18 protein-coding genes and 1 riboswitch are annotated in these 21,878 nt (G+C 72.3%); of the genes, 12 read left to right on the top strand and 6 right to left on the bottom strand.

Annotated features, from left to right (window positions below; genetic code table 11):
- Positions 1-47 precede the first annotated feature (47 nt).
- The 3 genes from ACFXPK_RS13930 to ACFXPK_RS13920 all read right to left on the bottom strand — a co-directional run bounded on the left by ACFXPK_RS13930 (position 48) and on the right by ACFXPK_RS13920 (position 4,171).
- Positions 48-794: a transglycosylase SLT domain-containing protein gene (locus ACFXPK_RS13930; protein ID WP_384991728.1), complete on the bottom strand. Its 747-nt coding sequence runs from the start codon at positions 792-794 to the stop codon at positions 48-50.
- A 4-nt stretch (positions 795-798) separates the two neighbouring features.
- A riboswitch (cyclic di-AMP (ydaO/yuaA leader) is annotated at positions 799-963 on the bottom strand.
- 441 nt (positions 964-1,404) lie between these two features.
- The gene (locus ACFXPK_RS13925) at positions 1,405-2,733 is read right to left on the bottom strand and encodes an enolase C-terminal domain-like protein (RefSeq protein WP_385075010.1); all 1,329 of its coding nucleotides are present in this window, start codon (positions 2,731-2,733) and stop codon (positions 1,405-1,407) included.
- A 100-nt stretch (positions 2,734-2,833) separates the two neighbouring features.
- Complete coding sequence (locus tag ACFXPK_RS13920) at positions 2,834-4,171, bottom strand: gluconate:H+ symporter (protein WP_384991734.1); 1,338 nt, start codon at positions 4,169-4,171, stop codon at positions 2,834-2,836.
- Between the two features lie 266 nt (positions 4,172-4,437).
- Between ACFXPK_RS13920 and ACFXPK_RS13915 the strand changes: the two genes are divergently transcribed.
- Positions 4,438-6,888 carry a SpoIIE family protein phosphatase gene (locus tag ACFXPK_RS13915; protein WP_385075007.1) on the top strand — a complete coding sequence of 817 codons (2,451 nt, stop codon included), beginning with the start codon at positions 4,438-4,440 and terminating at the stop codon, positions 6,886-6,888.
- Positions 6,889-6,927: 39 nt separating this feature from the next.
- Here the strand turns inward: ACFXPK_RS13915 and ACFXPK_RS13910 are convergent, their stop codons facing one another.
- Entirely contained in the window at positions 6,928-7,932 is a 1,005-nt protein-coding gene (locus ACFXPK_RS13910; protein ID WP_384991738.1) for a LacI family DNA-binding transcriptional regulator, read from the bottom strand.
- Positions 7,933-8,083: 151 nt separating this feature from the next.
- On the opposite strand from ACFXPK_RS13910, the gene ACFXPK_RS13905 reads away from it, so the two are divergent.
- The 6 genes from ACFXPK_RS13905 to ACFXPK_RS13880 all read left to right on the top strand — a co-directional run bounded on the left by ACFXPK_RS13905 (position 8,084) and on the right by ACFXPK_RS13880 (position 14,608).
- Positions 8,084-8,914 (top strand): ABC transporter permease, encoded by an 831-nt coding sequence (locus ACFXPK_RS13905; protein WP_385075004.1) that lies wholly within the window; start codon positions 8,084-8,086, stop codon positions 8,912-8,914.
- Positions 8,911-9,699, top strand: a complete 789-nt coding sequence (locus ACFXPK_RS13900; protein WP_384991741.1) for an ABC transporter permease — start codon at positions 8,911-8,913, stop codon at positions 9,697-9,699. The genes ACFXPK_RS13905 and ACFXPK_RS13900 overlap by 4 nt, the downstream gene beginning before the upstream one ends.
- Before the next feature lie 38 nt (positions 9,700-9,737).
- A complete protein-coding gene (locus ACFXPK_RS13895; RefSeq protein WP_384991744.1) occupies positions 9,738-10,763 on the top strand; it encodes an ABC transporter ATP-binding protein in 1,026 nt (341 codons plus the stop codon).
- Positions 10,760-11,806 (top strand): ABC transporter substrate-binding protein, encoded by a 1,047-nt coding sequence (locus ACFXPK_RS13890; protein ID WP_384991748.1) that lies wholly within the window; start codon positions 10,760-10,762, stop codon positions 11,804-11,806. The genes ACFXPK_RS13895 and ACFXPK_RS13890 overlap by 4 nt, the downstream gene beginning before the upstream one ends.
- Entirely contained in the window at positions 11,803-12,825 is a 1,023-nt protein-coding gene (locus ACFXPK_RS13885) for a nucleoside hydrolase (protein ID WP_385074999.1), read from the top strand. The genes ACFXPK_RS13890 and ACFXPK_RS13885 overlap by 4 nt, the downstream gene beginning before the upstream one ends.
- Before the next feature lie 94 nt (positions 12,826-12,919).
- Positions 12,920-14,608, top strand: coding sequence for an adenine deaminase (locus ACFXPK_RS13880; RefSeq protein WP_385074996.1), 1,689 nt, complete (start codon positions 12,920-12,922; stop codon positions 14,606-14,608).
- A 119-nt stretch (positions 14,609-14,727) separates the two neighbouring features.
- Here the strand turns inward: ACFXPK_RS13880 and ACFXPK_RS13875 are convergent, their stop codons facing one another.
- Positions 14,728-15,825: a polysaccharide lyase family 1 protein gene (locus ACFXPK_RS13875; RefSeq protein WP_385074993.1), complete on the bottom strand. Its 1,098-nt coding sequence runs from the start codon at positions 15,823-15,825 to the stop codon at positions 14,728-14,730.
- Between the two features lie 344 nt (positions 15,826-16,169).
- On the opposite strand from ACFXPK_RS13875, the gene ACFXPK_RS13870 reads away from it, so the two are divergent.
- Positions 16,170-16,793, top strand: coding sequence for a GyrI-like domain-containing protein (locus tag ACFXPK_RS13870; protein ID WP_385074990.1), 624 nt, complete (start codon positions 16,170-16,172; stop codon positions 16,791-16,793).
- Between the two features lie 40 nt (positions 16,794-16,833).
- Here ACFXPK_RS13870 and ACFXPK_RS13865 read toward each other — a convergent pair whose 3' ends face one another.
- The gene (locus tag ACFXPK_RS13865; RefSeq protein ID WP_384991759.1) at positions 16,834-17,475 is read right to left on the bottom strand and encodes a TetR/AcrR family transcriptional regulator; all 642 of its coding nucleotides are present in this window, start codon (positions 17,473-17,475) and stop codon (positions 16,834-16,836) included.
- A 279-nt stretch (positions 17,476-17,754) separates the two neighbouring features.
- Here ACFXPK_RS13865 and ACFXPK_RS13860 point away from each other — a divergent pair, with 279 nt between their 5' ends.
- The 4 genes from ACFXPK_RS13860 to ACFXPK_RS13845 all read left to right on the top strand — a co-directional run bounded on the left by ACFXPK_RS13860 (position 17,755) and on the right by ACFXPK_RS13845 (position 21,724).
- A complete protein-coding gene (locus tag ACFXPK_RS13860) occupies positions 17,755-18,804 on the top strand; it encodes a medium chain dehydrogenase/reductase family protein (protein ID WP_385074987.1) in 1,050 nt (349 codons plus the stop codon).
- 257 nt (positions 18,805-19,061) lie between these two features.
- Positions 19,062-19,673 carry an ABC transporter permease gene (locus ACFXPK_RS13855; protein ID WP_384991764.1) on the top strand — a complete coding sequence of 204 codons (612 nt, stop codon included), beginning with the start codon at positions 19,062-19,064 and terminating at the stop codon, positions 19,671-19,673.
- A 95-nt stretch (positions 19,674-19,768) separates the two neighbouring features.
- A complete protein-coding gene (locus tag ACFXPK_RS13850) occupies positions 19,769-20,980 on the top strand; it encodes a sensor histidine kinase (RefSeq protein ID WP_385074984.1) in 1,212 nt (403 codons plus the stop codon).
- A gap of 24 nt (positions 20,981-21,004) precedes the next feature.
- Complete coding sequence (locus tag ACFXPK_RS13845) at positions 21,005-21,724, top strand: response regulator (protein ID WP_385074982.1); 720 nt, start codon at positions 21,005-21,007, stop codon at positions 21,722-21,724.
- The last annotated feature ends 154 nt before the right edge of the window (positions 21,725-21,878 follow it).

The following is a 21,878-nucleotide window of genomic DNA, read 5'->3' as shown; positions in this document are numbered from 1 at the left end:
GGGCCGGGGCCCGGTGCGTTCACCGCCCGTGGGGCGGCGCGGGTCGGTCAGTAGGGACCGTTCACGTTGTCGATCGAGCCGTACCGGGCGGCGGCGTAGTTGCACGCGGCCGTGATGTTGGCGACCGGGTCGTAGCTGTCCGTCGACGTGCCGGGCACGTGGTACGCCTGGAAGGTCGGGGCGATGACCTGGAGCAGGCCCTTGGACGGAACGCCGTTCTGGGCGTTGATGTCCCAGTTGTTGATGGCGTTCGGGTTGCCCGAGGACTCCCGCATGATGTTGCGGTGGATGCCCTCGTAGGTGCCGGGGATCCCGTGCTGGGCCATGATGTCCAGCGACTCGCGGATCCAGCCGTCCAGGTTGTCGCTGTACGTCTTCGCCGCGGCCTGGGTGACGGAGGCGGTCGTGGCGGTCTTCGTGCTCGCCGCGGCGGCGGCCGGCTTCGCGGCGGCCTTCCCCTTGAGGCTCAGCTTCAGGCCGGGGTGGATGTGCGACGGGTCGGCGCCGACGGCGCTGCGGTTGTCCGCGTACAGCTTCTTCCAGCCGCCGGTGACGGAGTGCTTGTGCGCGATCTTGGAGAGCGAGTCGCCCGAGACCACGACGTAGCTCGTGGCCTTCGTCGCGGCGGCGGGGGCCTGGGCGGCGCTGACGTGCTGCGCCGCCGGGGTCGCGGCCTGCGCGGTGGCCGCGGAGACCAGCGGGATCGCGAGGGCGGCGCCCCCGGTGCCGACCGCGACGAGGCGCCGGACGATCGAGCCGGTTCTGGGGCGGCGGTGCTTGGCGTTTCTGGGCACGACGAATTCCTCTCCGTCGCCTGCGAGGTGAGCTGTCGGGTTCGGGCTGGAGATGCCCGGCCGTACGGCGGTGCGTACGGCTTCACCCCGAGCCGTTCCGGAATATCCGGACCGGCGACTTACCTGGGTCCCCCGCTCCTGCCTTCTGACGGATAGATGTCTGGGTTTCCGGACAGCGGCAGGATTGGGCGTTCCATCCGGATGGACGAGAACGTAAGCGAGATATCAGGGCGGCACAAGTTCCGAATATTCGGGCCAATCGCACTTTCGGAGCCCTCCCGGGAACTCAACTTTCCTCTCTCATGAGAGAAAGCGCCCGCCGCGCTCCTTCTGCCGCTCCATGTCTCCGTGACGCAGGTCACGAACGTAACGGAATAATCGGACAGGCAAAAGCCTTTCCATGCCCCAAGAGACCGCAATGCCACCTATGTTCACTTAACGACTATCACGGACAAAACGCCCTTATGGGTCAGATGTGGGTGCGTCTCTCCGCTCTCTTCCGTCCGACGCCCCGACAACTGGTAACAGGCCGCGCGAATTGACCGGCGACTCGGGCGGATTCGCGGCCGGGACCATTCTTCTGACGGCCTGTCGTATCGCCGTCCTCTTTTCACCGCACCAGGCTGGGACGCTTGCCGTCGAACTCCCAATCCCGTATCAGAAAGCGCATCGCCGCGGCGTCGTCCCGGCCGGAGAGGTTCTTCTCGCGGTACAGCTCATGGGCCGAAAGGAGCCGGTCCATGTCGAGTTGGACGCCGAGCCCCGGGGTGTCGTCGACGGCGATCTCGCCGCCGGAGATCCGCGGCGGCGTCACGGTCAGCCGCTCCAGGCCCTCCTGCCAGATCCAGTGCGTGTCCAGGGCGTTGTACTCCCCCGGGGCGGCGGCCCCGCAGTGGGCCATCATGGCCAGCGAGATGTCGAAGTGGTTGTTGGAGTGGCAGCCCCAGGTCAGTCCGGTCGCCTGGCAGAGCTCGGCCACCCGTACCGACCCCCGCATGGTCCAGAAGTGCGGGTCGGCGAGCGGGATGGAGACCGACTGGAGCGCCATCGCGTGGGTGAGCTGCCGCCAGTCCGTCGCCACCATGTTGGTCGCGGTGGGCAGTCCGGTGGCCCGGCGGAACTCCGCCAGGACCTCCCGGCCCGAGAACCCGTCCTCGGCCCCGCACGGGTCCTCCGCGTACGCGAGCGTGCCGACCAGGGGCCGGCACAGTCCGACCGCTTCCCGCAGCGACCAGGCGCCGTTGGGGTCGAGGGTGATCCGGGCGCCGGGGAAGCGTTCCTTCAGCGCGCGTACCGCCGCGACCTCCTCCGCTCCCGGCAGGACACCGCCCTTGAGCTTGAAGTCCCGGAAGCCGTACCGCGCGTACGTCGCCTCGGCCTGCCGGACGATGGCCTCCGGGGTCAGCGCCTCCTCGTGACGGAGGCGGTACCACTCCACGTCGGAGCCGGGCTCCCGGACGTACTCCAGATCGGTCCTGCCGGGGTCGCCGACGTAGAAGAGGTAGCCGAGGACGCGGACCGCGTCGCGCTGCTTGCCCTCCCCGAGCAGCGCGGCCACCGGCACCTCCAGATGCTGGCCCAGCAGGTCGAGCAGCGCGGACTCGACGGCCGTCACGGCGTGCACCGCGGTGCGCAGGTCGAAGGTCTGCGCACCCCGCCCCGCCGCGTCCCGGCCGGCGAACCGCTCCCCCAGGACGCGCAGCACCCGCTTGTGGTCGCCCAACCGGGCCCCGACGACCAGGGGTTGCGCCTCGCGGAGGGTACGGGTGATGCGCTCGCCACCCGGCACCTCGCCCACGCCGGTCCGGCCCTCGGAGTCCTGGACGACCAGGACGTTGCGGGTGAAGTACGGGGCGTGCGCGCCGGAGAGGTTGAGGGCCATGGAGTCACGGCCTGCCACCGGGTACACGGAGAAGCCGGTGACGACGGGCTGGCTCATGGGACGGGTCCTTCCGGGGGCCGGGGAGGTGCGAGGGGTACGGGGAAGTGCGAGGGGGTGCGAGGAAGTGCGACGGGGTGCGAGGCGGTCCGGGACCGGGTCAGAGGTCGAGGACGGCCAGGACGCGTTCCATCAGGAGCACGCCGCCGAGTCCGAGGACGGAGAGCACGGTCGTATAGGTGGTACGTGCCTTGATCGCGTCGATGACCGACAGGTTGAAGTACTCCTTGAACATCCAGAAGCCCGGGTCGTTGACGTGCGAGAAGGCGATGGACCCGCAGGAGACGGCGAGCACCATGATCTCGGGCGGCACCCCGCTGCCCGCGAGGAGCGGCAGCACCACGCCGGACGCGGTGACGACGGCGACCGTCGCCGAGCCGAGGGCGACCCGGAGGATCACGGCCACGAGCCAGGCGAGGACGACCGGTGAGACGGACCAGCCGTCGGTGACGTCCTTGATGTAGTCCGATATCCCGCCGTCGACGAGGACCTGCTTGAAGGCGCCGCCGGCGCCGATCACCAGCAGGATCATCGCCATCGCCTGCGCCGCTCCCCGGCACGAGGCGGCGACCTCCGTGAGGCTCCGGCCGATCCTCGGCCCGAACGCCCAGATCGCCACGGTGAGCGTCAGCAGCAGGGCGATCGGGGCCGAGCCGATGAAGGCGACGGAGTGGGTGAGCGGGGTCTGCGCCGAGGTGGCCATGTCGGTGACGGCGGCGCCCGCGATCAGCACGACGGGCAGCAGCGCGACCGCCAGCGACCAGGCGAGGCCGGGCATCTCCTCGTCCTCGAAGACCCGTTCGCTCACCAGGCCCTCGGGTACGGAGGGGTTCATGGCCCGGACGAACGCGAGCCGCGGCCACACCAGGGCGATGAGCGCGCCGATCGGCACGGCGATGAACAGCCCGTAGAACAGGGTCAGTCCGACGGAGGCGTGGAAGGTCGAGGCCACCGCGGTCGGGCCCGGGTGCGGGGGCAGGAAGCTGTGCATGGTGGACAGGGCGATGGACATCGGCAGCCCGACCCACAGCAGGTTCGACCGGGTGACCCGTACCAGCGTGAAGACGACGGGCACGATGATGACGAAGGCGACCTCGTAGAACATCGTGACGCCGATGAGCATCGCCGTCGCCACCATGGCCACCTGCACCCCGCGGGCCCCGCAGACGGCGAGGAGCCGGGTGGCGATGCGCTGGGCGGCGCCGGAGTCCCCCATCACCCGCCCGACCATGGCGCCGAGCCCGATGGTGAGCATCGTGTCGCCGATCTGTCCGCCGATGCCGTCGGAGAGGATGTCCGGGATCTTCGTGACGGGGATGCCCTGGACGAGTGCGACGCCGACGGCGACGAGCAGCAGGGCCGCGAAACCGTTCAGCTTGAGCCGTGTCATGAGGAAGAGCAGGACCAGCACACTGATCCCGACGACGACGAGTGGCATGGGTCAGTTCCCCTTTGAACTGTGCACCGGACAAGCGGACGAACCGTGCGGTGGAGCAAGGGGTGCGCACGCGGGCGGACCGCGTCTCACGGTGGAGCGGGATCGGGGCCGTTTCCATATAAGGACGTTGTCCACGTACAAGAACGGAGGCTAGAGAGGTGAGCCCCACGGGGTCAATGGGTCTGCGGTGACGGATCCGGGCTCTCGGTTGCTCCCGCCCGGGGCACGCCCCATGGTGGAAGGACCGAGGCGAGGGCGGTCGGACGATGACGCGATCGGAAACCGCCGGTGACGACCGGACGCCGGGGCCGGGGAATCCCGCCGCCGGCGGCGCAGGGGACAGCGCCACGGCCAGGGTCACGCTGGATCCGTACGGCATCGTCACCGGCTGGAGCGAGGGGGCCCGGCGGCTGCTCGGATACCGGCCCTCCGAGGTCGTCGGCCGGTCCGCGGCCGTCCTGCTCGCCATGGCACCGGGGGCCGGGGCGGTACGGGCCCTCAGGACGCTGCCGAGGTGGAACGGGACGGTGCGGCTGCGCCACCGGGACGGCCGCACGCTCCCGGTGCGCCTGCTGGCCCACCGCCGGACGCGGCCGGGTGACGACGGCGCGGGGAGCCGGGCCGGCGGATGGCTCCTGGTCTCCGCCCTGCCCCGGCCGCCCTCGCCGCTGCCCGCCGAGGCGCTGGTGATGTGGGCGTTCACCCAGTCCCCGGCCACGATGGCGTTCTACGACACCGATCTGCGGCTGCGGCTGGCGAACAAGGACATGGAGCGCGTGATCGGGCTGCCCGAGGAGGCGATGCGGGGCCTGCGCGTCTCGGAGATCGTGGCGGATCCGCAGGGCGAGCGGACGGAACAGCTCATGCGCCGCGTGCTGGCGACCGGCGCGCGGCAGCAGGGTCAGGTCGCCCTGCGGCTCCCGGGCCACGAGCGGGAGAGCGTCTGGGCGCTCTCCCTCGTCCCGGTGCGGGACACCGGCGGGACGGTACGGGGAGTACTGCTCTCCGCGCGCGACATGACCGAGGAACACCTGGCCAGGGAGCGGCTGGTGCTGGTCAACGACGCCAGCGTCCGTATCGGCAGCACCCTGGACCTCGCCAGGACCGCGCAGGAGCTGGCCGACGTGGCCGTCCCGCACCTCGCCGACTTCGTCACCGTCGATCTGCTCCCCTCCATCGAGGGCGGCGAGGACCCGCGCGCCGGAGTCCCGAGCAGCCCCGTCAAGCTGCGCCGGGTCGCCGCCCGGTCCGTACTGGAGGGCTGCCCCGAGGCCGTGGTCCCGCACGGCGCGGTGGCCGCCTACCCGGACGCCTCGCCCGCCGCGGAGTGCCTGGCCACGGGCCGGCCGCTGATCCGGGAGGTGACCAGCCTCGGGCTGACCGTGTGGGAGCGCGAGGCCCCCGAGCGGGCGGAGCGGGTGCGGCGGTACGGCATCCACTCGGTGCTGGCCGTGCCGATGCGCGCCCGCGGCATCACCCTCGGCGTGGCCATCTTCGCCCGCCACCGGCGTCCGGAGTCCTTCGCCCAGGACGATCTGCTGCTGGGCGAGGAGATCACCGCCAGGGCCGCGGTGTGCATCGACAACGCCCGCCGCTACGGCCGCGAGCGGCGGACCTCCCTCACCCTCCAGAGCAGTCTCCTGCCGGAACGGCCGCCCCGGCAGGCCGCCGTCGAGGTCGCCTCCCGCTATCTGCCCGCCAGCACCCAGGCCGGGGTGGGCGGCGACTGGTTCGATGTGATTCCCCTCTCCGGCGCCCGGGTCGCCCTCGTCGTCGGCGACGTGGTCGGCCACGGCATCCAGGCGTCGGCCGCGATGGGGCGGCTGCGTACCGCCGTCCGCACCCTGGCCGACGTCGATCTGCCGCCCGACGAACTCCTGACCCACCTGGACGACCTCGTCATCCATCTGTCCGCCGAGTCCGACGGCGCGGACAGCGCCGGAGACACCGGCGCCACCTGCCTCTACGCGGTCTACGACCCGGTGTCGCGGCGCTGCTCCGTGGCGCGCGCCGGCCATCCGGAACCCGCCCTGATGACCGCCGACGGCGCCGTGGAGTTCCTCGACGTCCCCGCGGGCCCGCCGCTGGGCCTCGGCGGACTGCCCTTCGAGGCCACCGAGTTGGAGCTGCCCGAGGGGTCCGTCCTGGTGCTGTACACCGACGGTCTCGTCGAGTCCCGTGAGCGCGACATCGACGAGAGCCTCGACACGCTGCGCGAGGTGCTGGCCCGTCCCGCGCCGTCCCTGGACGCCACCTGCGACGCGGTGCTCCACGCACTCCTCCCGGACCGTCCTGAGGACGACGTGGCCCTGCTGATGGCGAGGACCCGCGCCCTGGACGCGGCCCACGTCGCCACCTGGGACGTGCCGTGCGACGCCGCCGCCGTCGCCGAGACCCGCAGGAACGCCTGCCGCCAACTGACCGCCTGGGGCCTGGACGACGCGGCGTTCGTGACCGAGCTGGTGGTCAGCGAACTGGTCACCAACGCCATCCGGTACGGGAACGCCCCCGTCAGGCTCCGGCTGATCCGCGACAGCGACCTGGTCATCGAGGTCTCCGACGGCAGCAGCACCTCTCCCCATCTGCGCCGGGCCCGCACCTCCGACGAGGGCGGGCGCGGGCTGCTGCTGGTCGCCCAGCTCACCCAGGGCTGGGGCACGCGCCAGACGTACACCGGGAAGACGATCTGGGCGGAGCAGAGCCTGACCGCGCCCTGACGGAGGGCCGCGAGGTCCCCGCGTCCGCCTGACCGCCGGTCACCCCGCGCCGCCGGAGGCGGACGCCGCCTCGGCGACCGGCGCCGTGGAGGCGCCGACGATGAGTTCGGTGGCGACGCGCACCCGCCGGGCGCGCTTGGGCGGGTGCGGCTCCTGGAGCAGACGGACCGCCGCGGTGCCCGCCTCTTCGAGCGGGACCCGCAGCGCCGTGGTGTCGGGCCGGTCCGTGCTGATCGCGGTCAGGTCGTCCGACGCGGCCAGGCTGATGTCGGCGGGCACCCGCACCCCGGCGTCGCGCAGCCCCAGACGCAGACCGATCAGCAGATAACTGCTGTACGCGACCACGGCGGTGACGGTCCGTTCGGCGGCGAGCTGTTCGGCGGCGGCCAGCCCGGCGTCGATACGGGGGGCGACCGGGCCGAGGACCGTGAGGTCGACGCCGCCCCGGCGGGCCGCCTCCTCGACCGCGGTGGTGCGCCGTCCCGCCATCCACGAGCCCTCCGGGCCGCCCACATAGGCGATGGACCGGTGGCCGAGGCCCGCCAGGTGCGTCACGATGTCCGCGACACCGCCCGGGGTGTCGATCAGGACCCCGGGCACCGAGGGCACCGTACGGTCCACGGTGGCGACCGGCAGCTTCGCGGTGAAGGCCCTGATCACCGCGTCGGGGCTCACCGGCGCTATGAAGACGAGCCCGTCCACGCGGGAGGCGAGTTTCCCCGCCAGGGCCTCCTCGCTGCTCCGCGACCCCTCCGAGACGGCGAGCAGGATGTTGTCGCCGTCCCGCGACAGCGCCCGCTGCACACCGGTCACGATGGGGGCGAAGTAGGGGTTGGCGAGGCTCGGGACGAGGACACCGGTCAGTCCGGTCCTGCCGGTGGTCAGCGCCCGCGCGCTGGCGTTGAACTCGAACCCCATCGTCTCCGCGGCGGCCCTCACCCGCTCGCGGGTACCGGCCGCGACCATGTCCGGCCTGCTCAGCGCGCGGGACGCGGTCGCCGTGGACACCCCCGCCGCACGCGCCACATCCGACAGCCTCACCATCTCCGCCCCCAGGGTGTGCGTAACGGGATCTTTACACGAGTGCGTTGACGCCTCGATTCCAGCGTGAGTATCGTCCCCCACTGCCGGTTGCTGCAACCGGTTGCAGCAACCGGTTGTAGGAAACTCCGACAGAAGAATCACGAGAGGAGGCGTGGCCGTGTCCCGGAAGGCCACCCTGGGGCTGTTGCTCGCGCCCGGACTGGCCCTGCTGGCCTTCGGCTTCGCGTTCCCCTTCGTCACGACGCTCTTCGCGCCGCCCGCCGCCGAGGACCCCGACGTCGTCGGCACCCTCGGCTCCCTGCTCACCGACGGCTATGTGCTGGGCGTCCTCGCCAGGACCGTACGCGTGGCCGTCACCGTCACCGTCGTCTGTCTGCTCTTCGGCTTCCCGACGGCCTATCTCATCTCCCGCGCCCCCAAGAGCCGCCAGGGGCTGCTGCTGGCGCTCGCGGTCTTCCCGCTGCTGCTCAGTACGGTCGTACGGACCTTCTCCTGGCTGGTCATCCTGGGCCGCAACGGCATCATCAGCGATGTGGTGCTGGCGACCGGACTCACGGACAGCCCGCCCGAGCTGCTGTACACGGAGTTCGCGCTGGTCGCCGGGCTCACCCAGCTCTTCATGCCGCTGATGATCCTGACCTCGTACAGCTCGCTGTCGCACATCGACCCCGGTCTGGAGGACGCCGCGCGCGGTCTCGGCGCGAGCCCCGGCCGGGCCTTCCGGCAGATCGTGCTGCCGCTCGCGGTGCCCGGTGTCCTGGTGGGCGCGACGCTGGTGTTCGCCGGCGCGGTCACCGCGTTCACCACCCCGCTGCTGCTCGGCGGCTCCCGCAACCGGACCCTGGCGACCCTGCTCTACGACTACGCGAACGTGAAACTCGACTGGAACGGGGCCGGCGCCGTCGCCCTGCTCATGACCGTACTGGTGCTCGTGGTCGGCTGGGCCTCGGGCAGGATATCGGCGAAGGTGGCCACGTCGTGATACGCCGACGCCCCGTACTCACCCTGCTGGCCACGCTGGCCATGGCCTTTCTGCTCGGGCCGATCCTGCTCGTCGTCGCCATCGGATTCTCCGCCGGGGACACCGTCGAGTTCCCGCCGTCCGGGCTCTCCACCCGCTGGTTCGAGGTGGCGCTCTCCAACGCCGCCTTCCAGCAGGGGCTGCTGACCAGCCTGCTGGTGGCCGCGGTGGCGACGCTGCTCGCGCTGGTGCTCGGCATCCCGGTGGCCCTGGCCGTGCAGCGCCACCGCTTCCGCGGCCGCAAGGCGGTGGAGAACCTGTTCCTCTCCCCCGCGATCGTCCCCGAGCTGGTCCTGGGCTTCGCCCTCTTCCAGCAGCTCATGGTGACGATGCGGATCACCGCGTTCGGCGCGCTGCTGATCGGCCACACCGTCCTGCTGCTGCCGTACGCGGTCCGGGTCACCGGCGCCTCGCTCGCCCTCTCGGACCCGGCCCTGGAAGAGGCGGCCCGCGGCCTCGGCGCCGGCCCGCTGCGGACCTTCTTCGCGATCACCCTGCCCGTGATGGCGCCCGGCATCGTCTCCGCGTCCGTGCTGTCCTTCCTGACCTCGTTCAACAACATCCCGCTCTCCCTGCTGCTCAAGGGACCGGGGGTCTCCACCCTGCCCGTCGAGATGCTCAACTACGTCGAGTTCTCCTACGACCCGGTGGTGGCCGCCGTGAGCACCCTGCTGCTCGCCGCCACGGTCGGCGCGGCCCTGCTGACGGAACGCCTCGTCGGCTTCAACAAGGTCTTCGGCCGATGAGCGCGGCGGACGACACCAGGAGCGACAGGAGTACGACGATGAAGCCAGTGGTTCAACTCGAATCGGTCCACCGCGAGTTCGGCGGCACCGTGGCCGTCAGGGATCTCGATCTGACCGTACGCCGCGGGGAGTTCACCGCGCTCATCGGACCCAGCGGCTGCGGCAAGACCACCACCCTGCGCATGATCGCCGGGTTTCTGGAGCCCACCGCGGGCCGCATCCTGCTGGAGGGCGAGGACGCCACCCGGCTCCCGCCGGAGCGCCGCAACATCGGCATGGTCTTCCAGTCGTACGCGCTCTTCCCGCACATGACCGTGGAGAAGAACGTCGCCTTCGGCCTGCGGATGCGCGGCGTCCCCGACGCCGAGCAGCGCACCCGCGCCGGGGAGGCGCTGGAGATGGTCGGCCTCTCCCACCTCGCGGGGCGCAGGCCGAAGCAGCTCTCCGGCGGCCAGCAGCAGCGCATCGCGCTCGCCCGCGCCATCGCCGTACGCCCCTCCGTCCTGCTCCTCGACGAGCCGCTGTCCAACCTCGACGCGCGGCTGCGGATCCAGATGCGCCAGGAACTCGCCCGTATACAGCGGGAGACCGGGCTCACCGCGATCCTCGTCACCCACGACCAGGAGGAGGCGCTGGAGCTCGCCGACAGCATGGTCATCCTCAACCAGGGGACGGTGGCCCAGCAGGGCGCCCCGCGCGAGGTGTTCCGGGCGCCCGCCGGCCGCTTCGTCGCCGAATTCCTCGGATACGACAACTTCGTCGAACTGCCGGACGGCCGTACGGTCACCATCCGGCCCGAGCATGTCGAGGTGCTCGCCGCCGACTCGCCCGCGCCCGCCGGGGGCACCACGGTCGACGCCGACCTCACCGCCGTACGGTTCCGCGGCACCGACTGTGTCGTCACCGCCGCGTCCCAGGGCCGCACCGTCCTGGCCACCAGCACCGACTTCGCCCTTGAGCCCGGACAGCGGGTGCGCCTCCACCTCCCCGCCGAGCACGCCATCGACCTCCCCGCGGCGCAGACCGCGGACCTCCCCCCGAGCCAGGAGACTCCCACGCCATGAGGCGACTCGCCGTCACCACCGCCGCCACCCTGCTGCTCCTGCCCCTGGCCGGCTGCGCCGGATCCACCGCCGGAGAGCAGAACCCCAAGAAGCTGACCGTCTCCACCTTCGGCTTCGGCGCCGACCTGTTCGAGAAGAACATCGTCAAGCCGTTCGAGAAGGAGACCGGCATCGAGGTCGAGGTCGAGAGCGGAGCCAACGCGGAACGGCTCACCAAGCTCAGGATCAACCGCTCCGACCCGACCGTCGACGTCGTCATGATCTCCGACCTGTTCGCCCGGATGGGCCGCGAACAGGGCCTGTTCGACAAGGTCGACGCGGCGGCCCTGCCCAACCTGGCCCGGATCCACGACTTCGCCAAGGACCCGGACGGCTACGCCCCCGCGTACACCTACCAGTTGCTCGGCATGCTCTACCGCACCGACAAGGTCGACAAGGCGCCCGGCATCGAGGACCTCTGGGATTCCGGGAACAAGGGCCGGATCGCCCTCCCCGACATCTCGACCAGCGCCGGGGTGCCCTTCCTCTACAGCACCGCCGCGGCCTACGGCTCGGGCCCCGGCGACACCGACACCGCGTTCGAGAAGCTCGCCGCCAACTCCCCCAACGTACTGAAGTACTTCAACCGCAGCACCGAGCTGGTCAGCCTGCTCGACCGCGGTGAGGTGGAGATGGCCCCGGCGCTCGACCTGTTCGCCATCGACTCGGTCACGGCGGGCAAGCCGATCGCCTGGGCGCCCCTGGACAAGGGCCGTTACGTGGTCTCCAACACCGCCCAGCTGGTGAAGGGCGCCCACAACAAGGCGGGCGCGCAGAAGTTCATCGACTACCTGCTGTCGAAGGAGGTCCAGGAGAAGGCCGCCGCGACCTTCCACGACAAGCCGGTCAACAAGGACGCCACGATCCCGGCGGCGATCACCGAGGTCGTCGGCGAGGCGGCGGCCGACCCCGCAGCCGACGGCTTCACCACCCCGGACCTGAAGCTGGCCGCCGAGAACAACGACACCTGGGTCGACCGCTTCCAGCGCGAGGTGTCCGGATGAGCCGTCCCCGGACGACACCCACGGGGACGACCCGTCCCGAGCCCGTCGTCATCGACTGCGACCCCGGGATCGACGACGCCGTCGCCCTGCTGCTGGCCTTCGCCTCGCCCGAACTCGACGTCACCGGCATCACCACCGTCGCCGGGAACGTGGGGATCGGGCAGGTCGTCGACAACGCGCTGCGACTGTGCGACCTGATCGGCGCCGACGCGGACCTGCCGGTGGCGCGCGGCCACGCGGGCCCCCTCGCCCGCGCCGTACGCGTCCCCGACGAACCGGTGCACGGCGAGGGCGGACTCGGCGGCGTGGCCCTGCCGCCGTCGGCGCGGACCCCGCACCCGGACCACGCCGTCGCCTTCCTCGCGGCGCGGCTGCGCGCCTGCCCGCCCGGCGGCCTCACCCTGATCGCCACCGCGCCGCTCACCAATGTCGCGGCGCTGCTGCACGCCCACCCGGAGGCCGCCGCCTCGCTCAAGGAGATCGTGGTGATGGGCGGGGCTGCCTTCGCCCCGGGCAATGTCACCCCGTCCGCCGAGTTCAACTTCTTCGCCGATCCCGAGGCCGCCCGGTTCGTGACCGAGGCCGGGGTGCCCCTGCGGATCGTCGGGCTCGACGCGACCCGCGCGGCGCTGACCACCCGGTCCGACATCGACCGGCTGCTGGCCGACGGCGCGCCGGTCACCGGCGCCGCGGGCCGGATGCTCGACCACCTGGCCACCCGCTACGCCCGGCGCCACGGGGTAGACGCCTGCGCGGTCCACGACGCGCTGGCGGTGGCCGCCGCCGTACGCCCGGACCTGATCGAGTGGACGGACGCGTGGGTGACGGTGGAGTGCGGCGGCGAGTTCTCGCGCGGCAAGCTGATCGCCGATGTGCACGGCCGCACCGGGTTCGCGCCCAACGCCAGGGTGGCCACCGGGGTCGACGCCGACGCCTTCCGCGCCTTCCTGATCTCCCGGCTGCTCCGTACGTACGGGACCGGCGCACCCCGCAGCGGCCCGCCGGCCGGCCCTGCCTGACCCGCCCGCGCCGCGCCGGCACCCGCGCGGCGCCCACCGAAGCCGTCGACCGAAGCCGTCGACGCCTCCTGTCGACCGAACGAGAGAACCCTCGATGCCTGCGCCCAGCCACTGCGACCTGCTGATCCGGGGAGCCCGCGTGGTCTCCGTACACACCGGGGAACTGACCGCCGCCGATGTCGCGATCACCGGCGACCGGATCCGCGCCCTGCTGCGTCCCGGCACCCGGATCGACGCCGCACGCGTCATCGACGCCGACGGCCTGCTGGTGGCACCCGGCTACATCGACGCGCACATGCACATCGAGAGCTCGCTGCTCGCGCCGCGCGAGTTCGCCCGGATCACCCTGCCCCGGGGCACCACGACCGTCCTCGCGGACCCGCACGAGATCGTCAACGTCGCCGGGCGCGCGGCGATGGCGTGGATGATCGAACAGGGCCGCGACGCCCAGCAGTCCATGCACTGGGCGGTGCCGTCCTGCGTCCCCGCCCTGGAGGGGTTCGAGACGGCGGGGGCCACGCTCGGCGCCGACGACATCGCCGAGATGCTGGACTGGGAGGGGGTCACCACGCTCGGCGAGGTGATGGACTACCGGGCCGTGGTCGACGGCGGCCTGCGGATGCGCGAGATCGTCGCGGCGGCCCGCGCCAAGGGCGTACGGCTCGACGGGCACTGCCCGAACCTCTCCGGCGACGATCTGGGCGAGTACCTGTGGGCGGGCATCGACTCCGACCACACCAAGAACACCCCCGAGGTCGCGGTCGAGAAGGCCCGGCTCGGCATGCTGCTGATGCTCCAGGAGAAGTGCCTCACCCCCGAGCTGGTCAGCAGCCTCGCCGCGCTGCCCGTCCTGCCCGACTTCTGCCTGGTCACCGATGACCTCGCGGCGGACGCCATCGTGGGGCGCGGCCATCTCGACCACATCGCGCGGGTCGCGGTCGCCGCCGGGATGGACCCGCTGACGGCGCTGCGCGCGCTGACCCTCCACCCGGCCCGCCGGCTCGGTCTGGACGACCGGGGCGTGGTGGCGCCCGGCCGCCGCGCGGACCTGGTGCTCCTGCGCGACCTGGCCGACTTCACCCCGGTCCGGGTCGTCTGCGGCGGCGAGCCGGTCGAGGAGAGCGCCCCCGCCGAGCTGTCCGGCAACCCGTTCGCCGACTCCGTCCACCTCGCGCCGCTGACGGCGGACGACCACGCGTGGACGGTGGACCTCCCCGACGGCGAGCACGTCTTCCGGGCCCTGCGGGTCAATCCCGTGGACACCTTCACCGAACCGGCGGAGGTCGTCCTCCCCGTACGGGACGGCGTCGTCCGGTGGGAGGGCCGGACGGCGGTGCTGACCGTGTTCGAACGCCACCACCGCAGCGGCCGGCGGGCGACGGCCCCGGTGGTCGGCTTCGACCTGACGGACGGGGCGGCGGCCACCACGTACGCGCACGACAGCCACAACCTGACGGTGATCGCCACCACCTCCGCGGCGCTGCGCGAGGCCGCCAACCGGGTCATCGGCTCGCACGGCGGGATCTGCGTGGTCGCGGACGGCCGCGAGCCGGTGCATCTGCCGCTGCCGGTGGCCGGAGTCCTCTCCGACCGCCCCGCCGACGAGGTCGCCCGGGGCGCGGCGGCGATCCGGGACGCCCTGCACTCCTGGGGCTGGGCGCACCGGAACGCGTTCATGTCCATCTCGACGATGACGCTGCCGGTCTCCCCGCAGGTGAAACTGACGGACCGGGGGCTGGTACGGGTGGTCGACCGGGCCTGGGAACCGGCCGTCCTGTCCTGAGAACGGGCGCCGGTCCTGAGAACGGGCGTCCTGTCCTGAGAACGGGCGCCGGTCCGGCCTGGGCCCGGCGCCGTCCTGTCAGGGCCCGGGTGGGGCGTCCGGGTCCGGCCCGGCCCGCGTCAGCAGCTCCCGTTCGAGACCTGGAGCCCCTTGCCCGCGCCGGCCGTCCGGCTCACGATGCTCGGTACGCAGGCCGCTCCGTCGAGGCTGTAGGAGTACGGGACGGCGATCGTGGTGGTGGACTGCGGGTTGGGCCCGGCGGGCTTGTTCTGGCTGCCGGGGGCGGACCAGGTGACGTTGTCGAACGTGTTGCCGCCGACCTGCCAGTACCCGACGGTGTCGGTGTAGAAGGTGCCGAGGACGTCCTTGGAGTCCTCGAAGTAGTTGTTGTCCACCTTGGCGCGGGCCCCGGCCCGGGAGTTGATGCCGGACTCGTTCAGCCTCACGTAGTGGTTGTTGTACATGTGGGCCACACCGCCCCGCAGCAGGGGCGTGCGGGAGTCGATGTTCTCGTACCGGTTGTGGTGGTAGGTGATGAAGCTGTTCGACAGTTCGCTCTCGCTGGACCCGACGAGCCCGCCGCGCCCGGAGTTGCGCAGGACGCTGTAGGAGAGGGTCACGTACTGGGTGTTGTCCTTGAGGTCGAAGAGACCGTCGAACCCCTCCGCCTCCCCGCCGGACGCCTCCAGGGTGGTGTGGTCGACCCAGATGTTGCGGACGTTGCGCTCCATGCCGATGGCGTCACCGCCGTTGGACGTGGGCGAGCCGGACTTCTTGACGTTCCGTACGGTCACGTTCTGGATGATGATGTTGCTGGACTCCCTTATGTGGATGCCCAGTTGGTCGAAGACGGCGCCGCCGCCGACCCCGAGGATGGTGACGTTGCTGATCTGCTTCAGCTCGATCAGCCCGGCGGCGGTGTTGCAGCTCGCGCCGGACACCTTGCTGGTGTTGCCGTGGTTGATGGTCCCCTCGACCTCGATGGTGATCGGGGTGCTGCTGCTGGCCCGGCCGCACAGGGCCTGATGGATCGCGGTCCCCGTGGTGGCCCGGACGGTCTGCCCGCCGGCCCCGCCGGTGGTCCCGCCGTTCTGGGTGGCGTAACCGGTGGCGGCGCCGACCGCGGCCGACGCCGGGGGTACGGACACCACCGCTCCGGTCACGGCCGCGAGGGCCACCGTGACCAGCGCCGCACGGAAGCGTGGTGCGACTCGCATGTTCATATCTGTCTCTCCGTCGTCGTCATCGTCCCGGACCGAGCGCGGGCAGGCATATGCCATGCCCATGACATATCAGAGCGGCCAGAGAAGGGGGAAAGCGCTTTCTGGCTAGCCGAGGATAGGCCCCTCCCGCCGGGCCGACAAGATGACGGACCCCCACGGGCCGCCCCGCCCGCCCGCACCACTCCGCGCGCCCGATTCCCCGCATCGGCGCGCCTGTTGCCACGCATCAGCGCGTCCGCTGCCGCGACTCGGCGCGTCCGCTTCCCGTACGATGTCGCGCTTCCCCCCGCCCGCACCCCTCATGACCGCCGATCACCCGCGAAGGAGAAAGCGCCCTCATGCGGAACCACGACATCAAGAAGGAACGGCGAGACCTCTACTCGGGCCGGCGCGACCGGTTCGAGATCGTCGATGTGCCGCGCATGAGCTTCCTGACGGCGGACGGCCACGGCGACCCCAACACCTCCGCCGACTACCGCGCGGTGGTCGAGGCCCTGTACACCACCGCCTACGCCGTGCGCGCGATCGCCAAGAAGGAGCTGGACCGTACCCACACCGTCGGTCCACTGGAAGGGCTCTGGTCGGCGGACGATCTCGGCGCCTTCAGGACCCGCGCCCATGACGAGTGGAACTGGACCCTCATGATCGTCCAACCGGAGTGGATCACCTCCGCCATGGTCCGGGCGGCGATGCACCACGTGGAGAAGGTGAAAGACCTCGGCGCCGGACACCGGGTGAGGTTCGAGGAGTACACCGAGGGGCGGTGCGTACAGACCCTGCACATCGGACCGTACGACGAGGAGGGCCCCACGATCGCCCGGATGCACGACGCGTTCATGCCCGCCGAGAAGCTGCGCCCCCGTGGGCACCATCACGAGATCTATCTCTCCGACGCCCGCAGGACGGCGCCGGACCGACTGCGCACCCTGCTCCGCCAACCGGTCGAACCGGCGCACGACTGACCGCGCCCGGCCTCACCCCGGGCGACACCCCACACAGGCCCTAGGCGTCCGTGAAGTGCGCGAGCGCGGTGATCACTCGGTCGGCGATGTCCGGCGGCCAGGGGAAGGCGGGGGACACCGCGCGCTGATGGGCGAGCCCGTGCAGGCCGAGCCACAGCGCGACGACGTCGGCGGAGACATCGGTGCTGGTCGCGCAGCCGGAGGTGACGCACTCCTCCAGCGCGGCGGCGAGCCGCTCCATGCTCACCCGGCCGAGCGTGCTCACGTCCTCCTCGGTCACGGAGCCCTCGGCCAGATCGGGCATCCACAGCCCGCCGAACATCGTGCGGTAGCGCCCGGGATGGGCCTCGGCGAACTCCAGATAGCCCCGGCACAGGGCCATCAGCCGCTCACGGGGCGAGTCGCCCGCGGCGTCCAGGTCGGTGCGCAACTGTTCGTCCAGCTCGGCGAAGGCGCTGCGCACGGCGGCCAGCATGATGGCGGGCTGGTCGGGGAAGTGGCGGTAGATCGAGGGGGCGGCGATGCCGACCCGGCGGGCCACGGAGCGCAGGGTGATGGCGCTCTCGTCGCCGGTCTCGTCGAGCAGGTCGACCGCCGCCGCCACGATCTCGGCGCGCAGCCGGTCACCCTCGCCGCGGCGGTTCCGTACGCGGACGCGTGCCCCTGTTGCGTCATCTCCCATGGCGTCACCTTACAGCGCGAAACTTAGGGGCGTTTCCCTTGCGTACGAGGAGCTGACGAGCGCAGCTTCACGGGCGCCGCCCACGCCGGGCGCCACCGGGTGCCGCATGGCGCCGCAGGGCGGACCGGAAGCGGCACGAGCGACATCGCCGTCACGGACCGGCGGGCCAACCATCGGCTTACGGCGCGAAGTTCATCGGCGCACCCACTTGCCCATCCTGAACTCACATGCGTAGCCTTACGACCGTAAGCACACAGCCGAAACCTTCTGAGGCACGCCATGAGCAGCAGCACCGTCACCTCCGTGGTCACCGAGATCGTTCTGCCCGGCAAGGTCGAGCCGGATGGGCTGGAGCTGCGGACCCGCGCCCTTCCGACGCCGGCCGGGGGCCAGGTCGTCCTGCGGATGGACGCGACCGGGGTCAGCTTCGCGGAGCAGCAGATGCGTCGCGGCAAGTACTACGACCAGCCGCCGTTCCCCTTCGTCCCCGGCTACGACGTGGTCGGCACCGTGACGGCGGTCGGCCCGGAGGTGGACGCCGCGCTCACCGGACGCCGGTTCGCCGCGGTCACCAAGACCGGCGCGTGGGCCAGCCATCTCCTGCTCGACGCCGGGGACCTGACGCCCGTACCGGACGAGGTGGACGCGTCCGCCGCGGAGACCGTGGTCGTCAACGGCGTCACCGCCTGGCAGATGCTGCACCGCGTCGCCGGGGTCCGCGCCGGCGGGACGGTCGTGGTGCTGGGCGCCAACGGCGGCGTCGGCTCCACGCTCGTGCAACTGGCCCGCCACGCCGGGATCACGGTGATCGGCACGGCGTCGGAGCGCCACCACGCGGCCGTACGCGCCCTGGGCGCGACCCCGGTCGACCACCGCGACCCCGACATGTACGGCCGGATCCGGGAGCTGGCGCCGGACGGCGTGGACGCGGTCTTCGACCATGTCGGCGGCGCCGGGGTGGAGCAGTCGTGGCAGCTCCTGCGCCGGGGCGGAACGCTGGTCTCGTACGGCAGCGCGGCCACCAAGGACGAGGAGGGCAGCTCACAACTGCCGGTGCTCAAGCTGTTCGGGCGGATCGCCGCGTGGAACTCCCTGCCCAACGGCAGGAGCGCCCACTTCTACAACTTCTGGGCCGGAAAGCGCCGTTGCCGGGCGTCCTGGCAGCGGCGGCTGGGCGAGGACCTCTCGCAGGTGCTGCGGCTGGTGGCCCGTGGCGCGCTCACCCCGCAGATCGCGGCGACGTTCCCGCTGGCGGACGCCGCCGCGGCCCTGACGCTCGCCGAGTCCCGTACCGTCGCCGGAAAGATCATCCTCGTTCCCGGGTCATGACCCGGTGGGCGCCGCCGCCGACCGGCCGCGAGCGCCGCTCCTCTCCACTCCGCTCCTTCGGCTCTCCTTCGGCACACCCGAGCCCGCACCGCCCGGCCCGCGCGCCGCCCGGCCCGCACCGCCCGGCCCACGGCTGCCGCACGCGCCATCGCCATCGCCACCGACGCCGACGCCGACGCCCCTGCCCGCGCCGACCGCCGCCGGACAGCGCCGTACGCACTCTCCGCCCCGTCCTCCACGACTCCCGAGGTATCGCCATGTCCGTCACCGCTCCCGTTCCGACCGCCACCACCGGCCGCCCGGCCGCGACACGCCCCCCGGGCGACGTCGACAACCGGGCGACCTACCTCAGCTTCGGACTCGCCTATGTGCTCGGCCACGGCTCCGCCGCGGTCTCCCGGGGCGACCGCCCCCTGCTCGATCTGCCCGGTCAACTGCCCATGGCGCTCCTCGCCGCGGGGCTCGCCGTCGGCACCGTCCAGGCCACCGTCGCCGCCCTGCGCGCCCAGCGCGCCGCCGACCGGCCGGACGACGTCCTCTCCGGCAAGCTCCTCGGCGCCGCCTGGGTCACCGCCTTCGCCGCCCTGTTCCTCGCCATCACGGGCCTGGCCGCCACCCTCGGGACGCCCGATGTGCAGTCCGTTCTCTGGCCGACCGGCTCGGGCTTCGTCGTCGGGCTGCTCTACATCGCCGAGGGCGCCGCACGCCGCAACCTGCTCCACTACGGTCTCGGAAGCTGGCTCGCCCTCATCTCCGCGGCGGCGCTCCTCCTCGGCAGCCCCGGCCTCTACTGGGTCCTCACCGTCGCCGGAGGCGGTGCCTACGCCCTCGCGGCGGTCCTCGAACGCCGCCGCCTCGCCATCTCCTGACCGGCGCCGGACCAGCCACGCGGCCCCACGCCCCGTCCCCGTATCGGCCGTTCGGCCGACCCGCCGGGCGGCCCGCGTTGGATAGTCTCCGCGTGGTGAACGCGCCTGTCCCGCTGACCGCGGACCCGCCGAAGAGCGCCCCTCCCCCCACCCCGCCCGTGCAGAGAGCCCTGTCCTTCGCCCTGTACGCGGTGCTCACCGCGGTGTGGCTGGGGGACGTGGTCGCCACCGGAGGGCTGCGTACCCCCGAGCGCGACTGGCTGCTGCCGCTGGTGTCCGGGCCGGTGGCCGCCGTACTGCTGCATCTGCCCTACCGGTGGCTCTCCCTGGAGCGGCGCGCCTGGGCCGCGGCGTGCGGTTCGGTGGCGCTGACGGGGGTGATGGCGCTCAGGGGCCTCGAATCCGGCGGGAACTGGGGGGTGCTGGAGACGGTCTGCCTGCTCATCCTGCTCGCCAGGACCTGTCGGCGGGTCGGCCGGCCGTACGTCGCCCTCGCGCTGGGGGCAGCGGTGCTCCTGGGGCCGGTACGGCTGCACAACCCGGGCGCGTTGGCGGGGTCCTTCTCGCTCACCTTCGCCATCGGCGCGGCGGTCGCGCTCGGCTGCTACCTCCGGGTGCAGGACGGCTACCAGGCCCGCGCGGTGGACAGCGTCCGGCAGGCGGAGCGGATGGAACTGGCCCGGGACCTCCACGACTTCGTCGCCCACCATGTGACCGGCATCGTCGTACAGGCGAACGCGGGACTGGCGATCCGGGCGACGGCGCCCGAACACCTCGATCCGATCCTGGAGAACATCCGGAAGTCCGGTATGGAGACCCTGGACTCCATGCGCCGTCTGGTGCGGGTGCTGCGCGAGGTCGAGGGCACACCCCGGCGGCCCGGCGAGCTGTTCACCGAACTGGCCGGCATGGTCGCCGGCTTCTGCGGTGGCGAGGACGGCGCGGACGCCACCCTCTCGGTGGCCGCCCCCGCCCGCGCGGCGCGGCTCGCGCCCGAGGTGGAGCTGTCCGTGCACCGTGTGGTGCAGGAGTCGCTGACCAACGCGCGACGGCACGCCCCCGGCGCGCTGGTGGCCGTACGGGTGGACACGGAGGACGGACGGCTGCGGGTGGAGATCGGCAACACGCCCCCGGCCGTGCCGCCCGCACCGTCACCGGTCGGGGGCCGCGGGGGCTTCGGCATGGTGGGGCTCCGCGAGCGGGTGGCCGCCGTCGAGGGGCTGCTGGAGGCGGGCAGGACACCGGACGGCGGCTGGCGGGTCGTCGGCGTCTTCCCCGTACTGGACATGGCCGGACCGGCTGCCTGAAGGGGGCATGGCAGGATCGGCCCGGTGAGTGAGACGACGACGGCGGCGGACGGCACGGAGTCCTCGGTGACCAGGGTGCTCATCGCGGACGATCAGCATCTGGTCCGTACCGGGTTCCGGCTGATCCTGGACGCCCAGCCCGGTATCGAGGTGGTGGGCGAGGCCGCCGACGGCGCCGCCTGCGTGGAGATGGCGAGACGGCTGCGGCCGGACGTCTGCCTCGTCGACATCAGGATGCCCGCGCTCGACGGCCTGGAGGTCACCCGGATCCTGGCCGGACCGGGGTCGGCCGACCGGATGCGCGTCGTCGTGATCACCACCTTCGACCAGGACGACTACGTCAGCCGGGCGCTGCGCCACGGCGCCTGCGGGTTTCTGCTGAAGGACGCCAGCCCCGCGCTGCTCGTCGAGGCGGTACGGGCCGCGCGGCGCGGGGACGCGCTGATCTCCCCGGCGGTCACGGTACGGCTGCTGCGTCGGCTGGAGGCCCGGAGCGTGCCTTCGTCCTCCGGCGGCCGGGCCCCGGGAGCGGCGCTGACGGCGCGTGAGCTGGACGTGGCGCGGCTGGTCGCGGTGGGGCGCACCAACCAGGAGATCTGCGGGGACCTGTTCCTGTCGCTCGGAACCGTCAAGACGCATCTGACGAACATCCAGTCCAAGCTGGCCGTGCGCAACCGTGTGGAGATCGCCGCGTGGGCGTGGGCGACCGGCACCGTCGCGCGGGATTCCGGCTTCCCGGAGTGAACGGGCCCCGGGGCGGGGGCAGTCCCGGGGGAGGAGCCCGTATCGGGGGGGCGGGGCGGGGGGGGGGGCCCGCGCGGGCGCGCGGGCGCCCCGGTCCGCGCCGCCCCCCCCCGGGGGGGCCACACCCCCCACCAACCCGGCCCCGCCCCCCCCC

Origin of the sequence: Streptomyces sp. NPDC059142 (genome assembly GCF_042755665.1) — a bacterium.
Lineage (GTDB): Bacteria > Actinomycetota > Actinomycetes > Streptomycetales > Streptomycetaceae > Streptomyces.
Note: the sequence above shows the minus strand (reverse complement) of the source record. Positions and strands in the feature narration are given on the sequence as shown.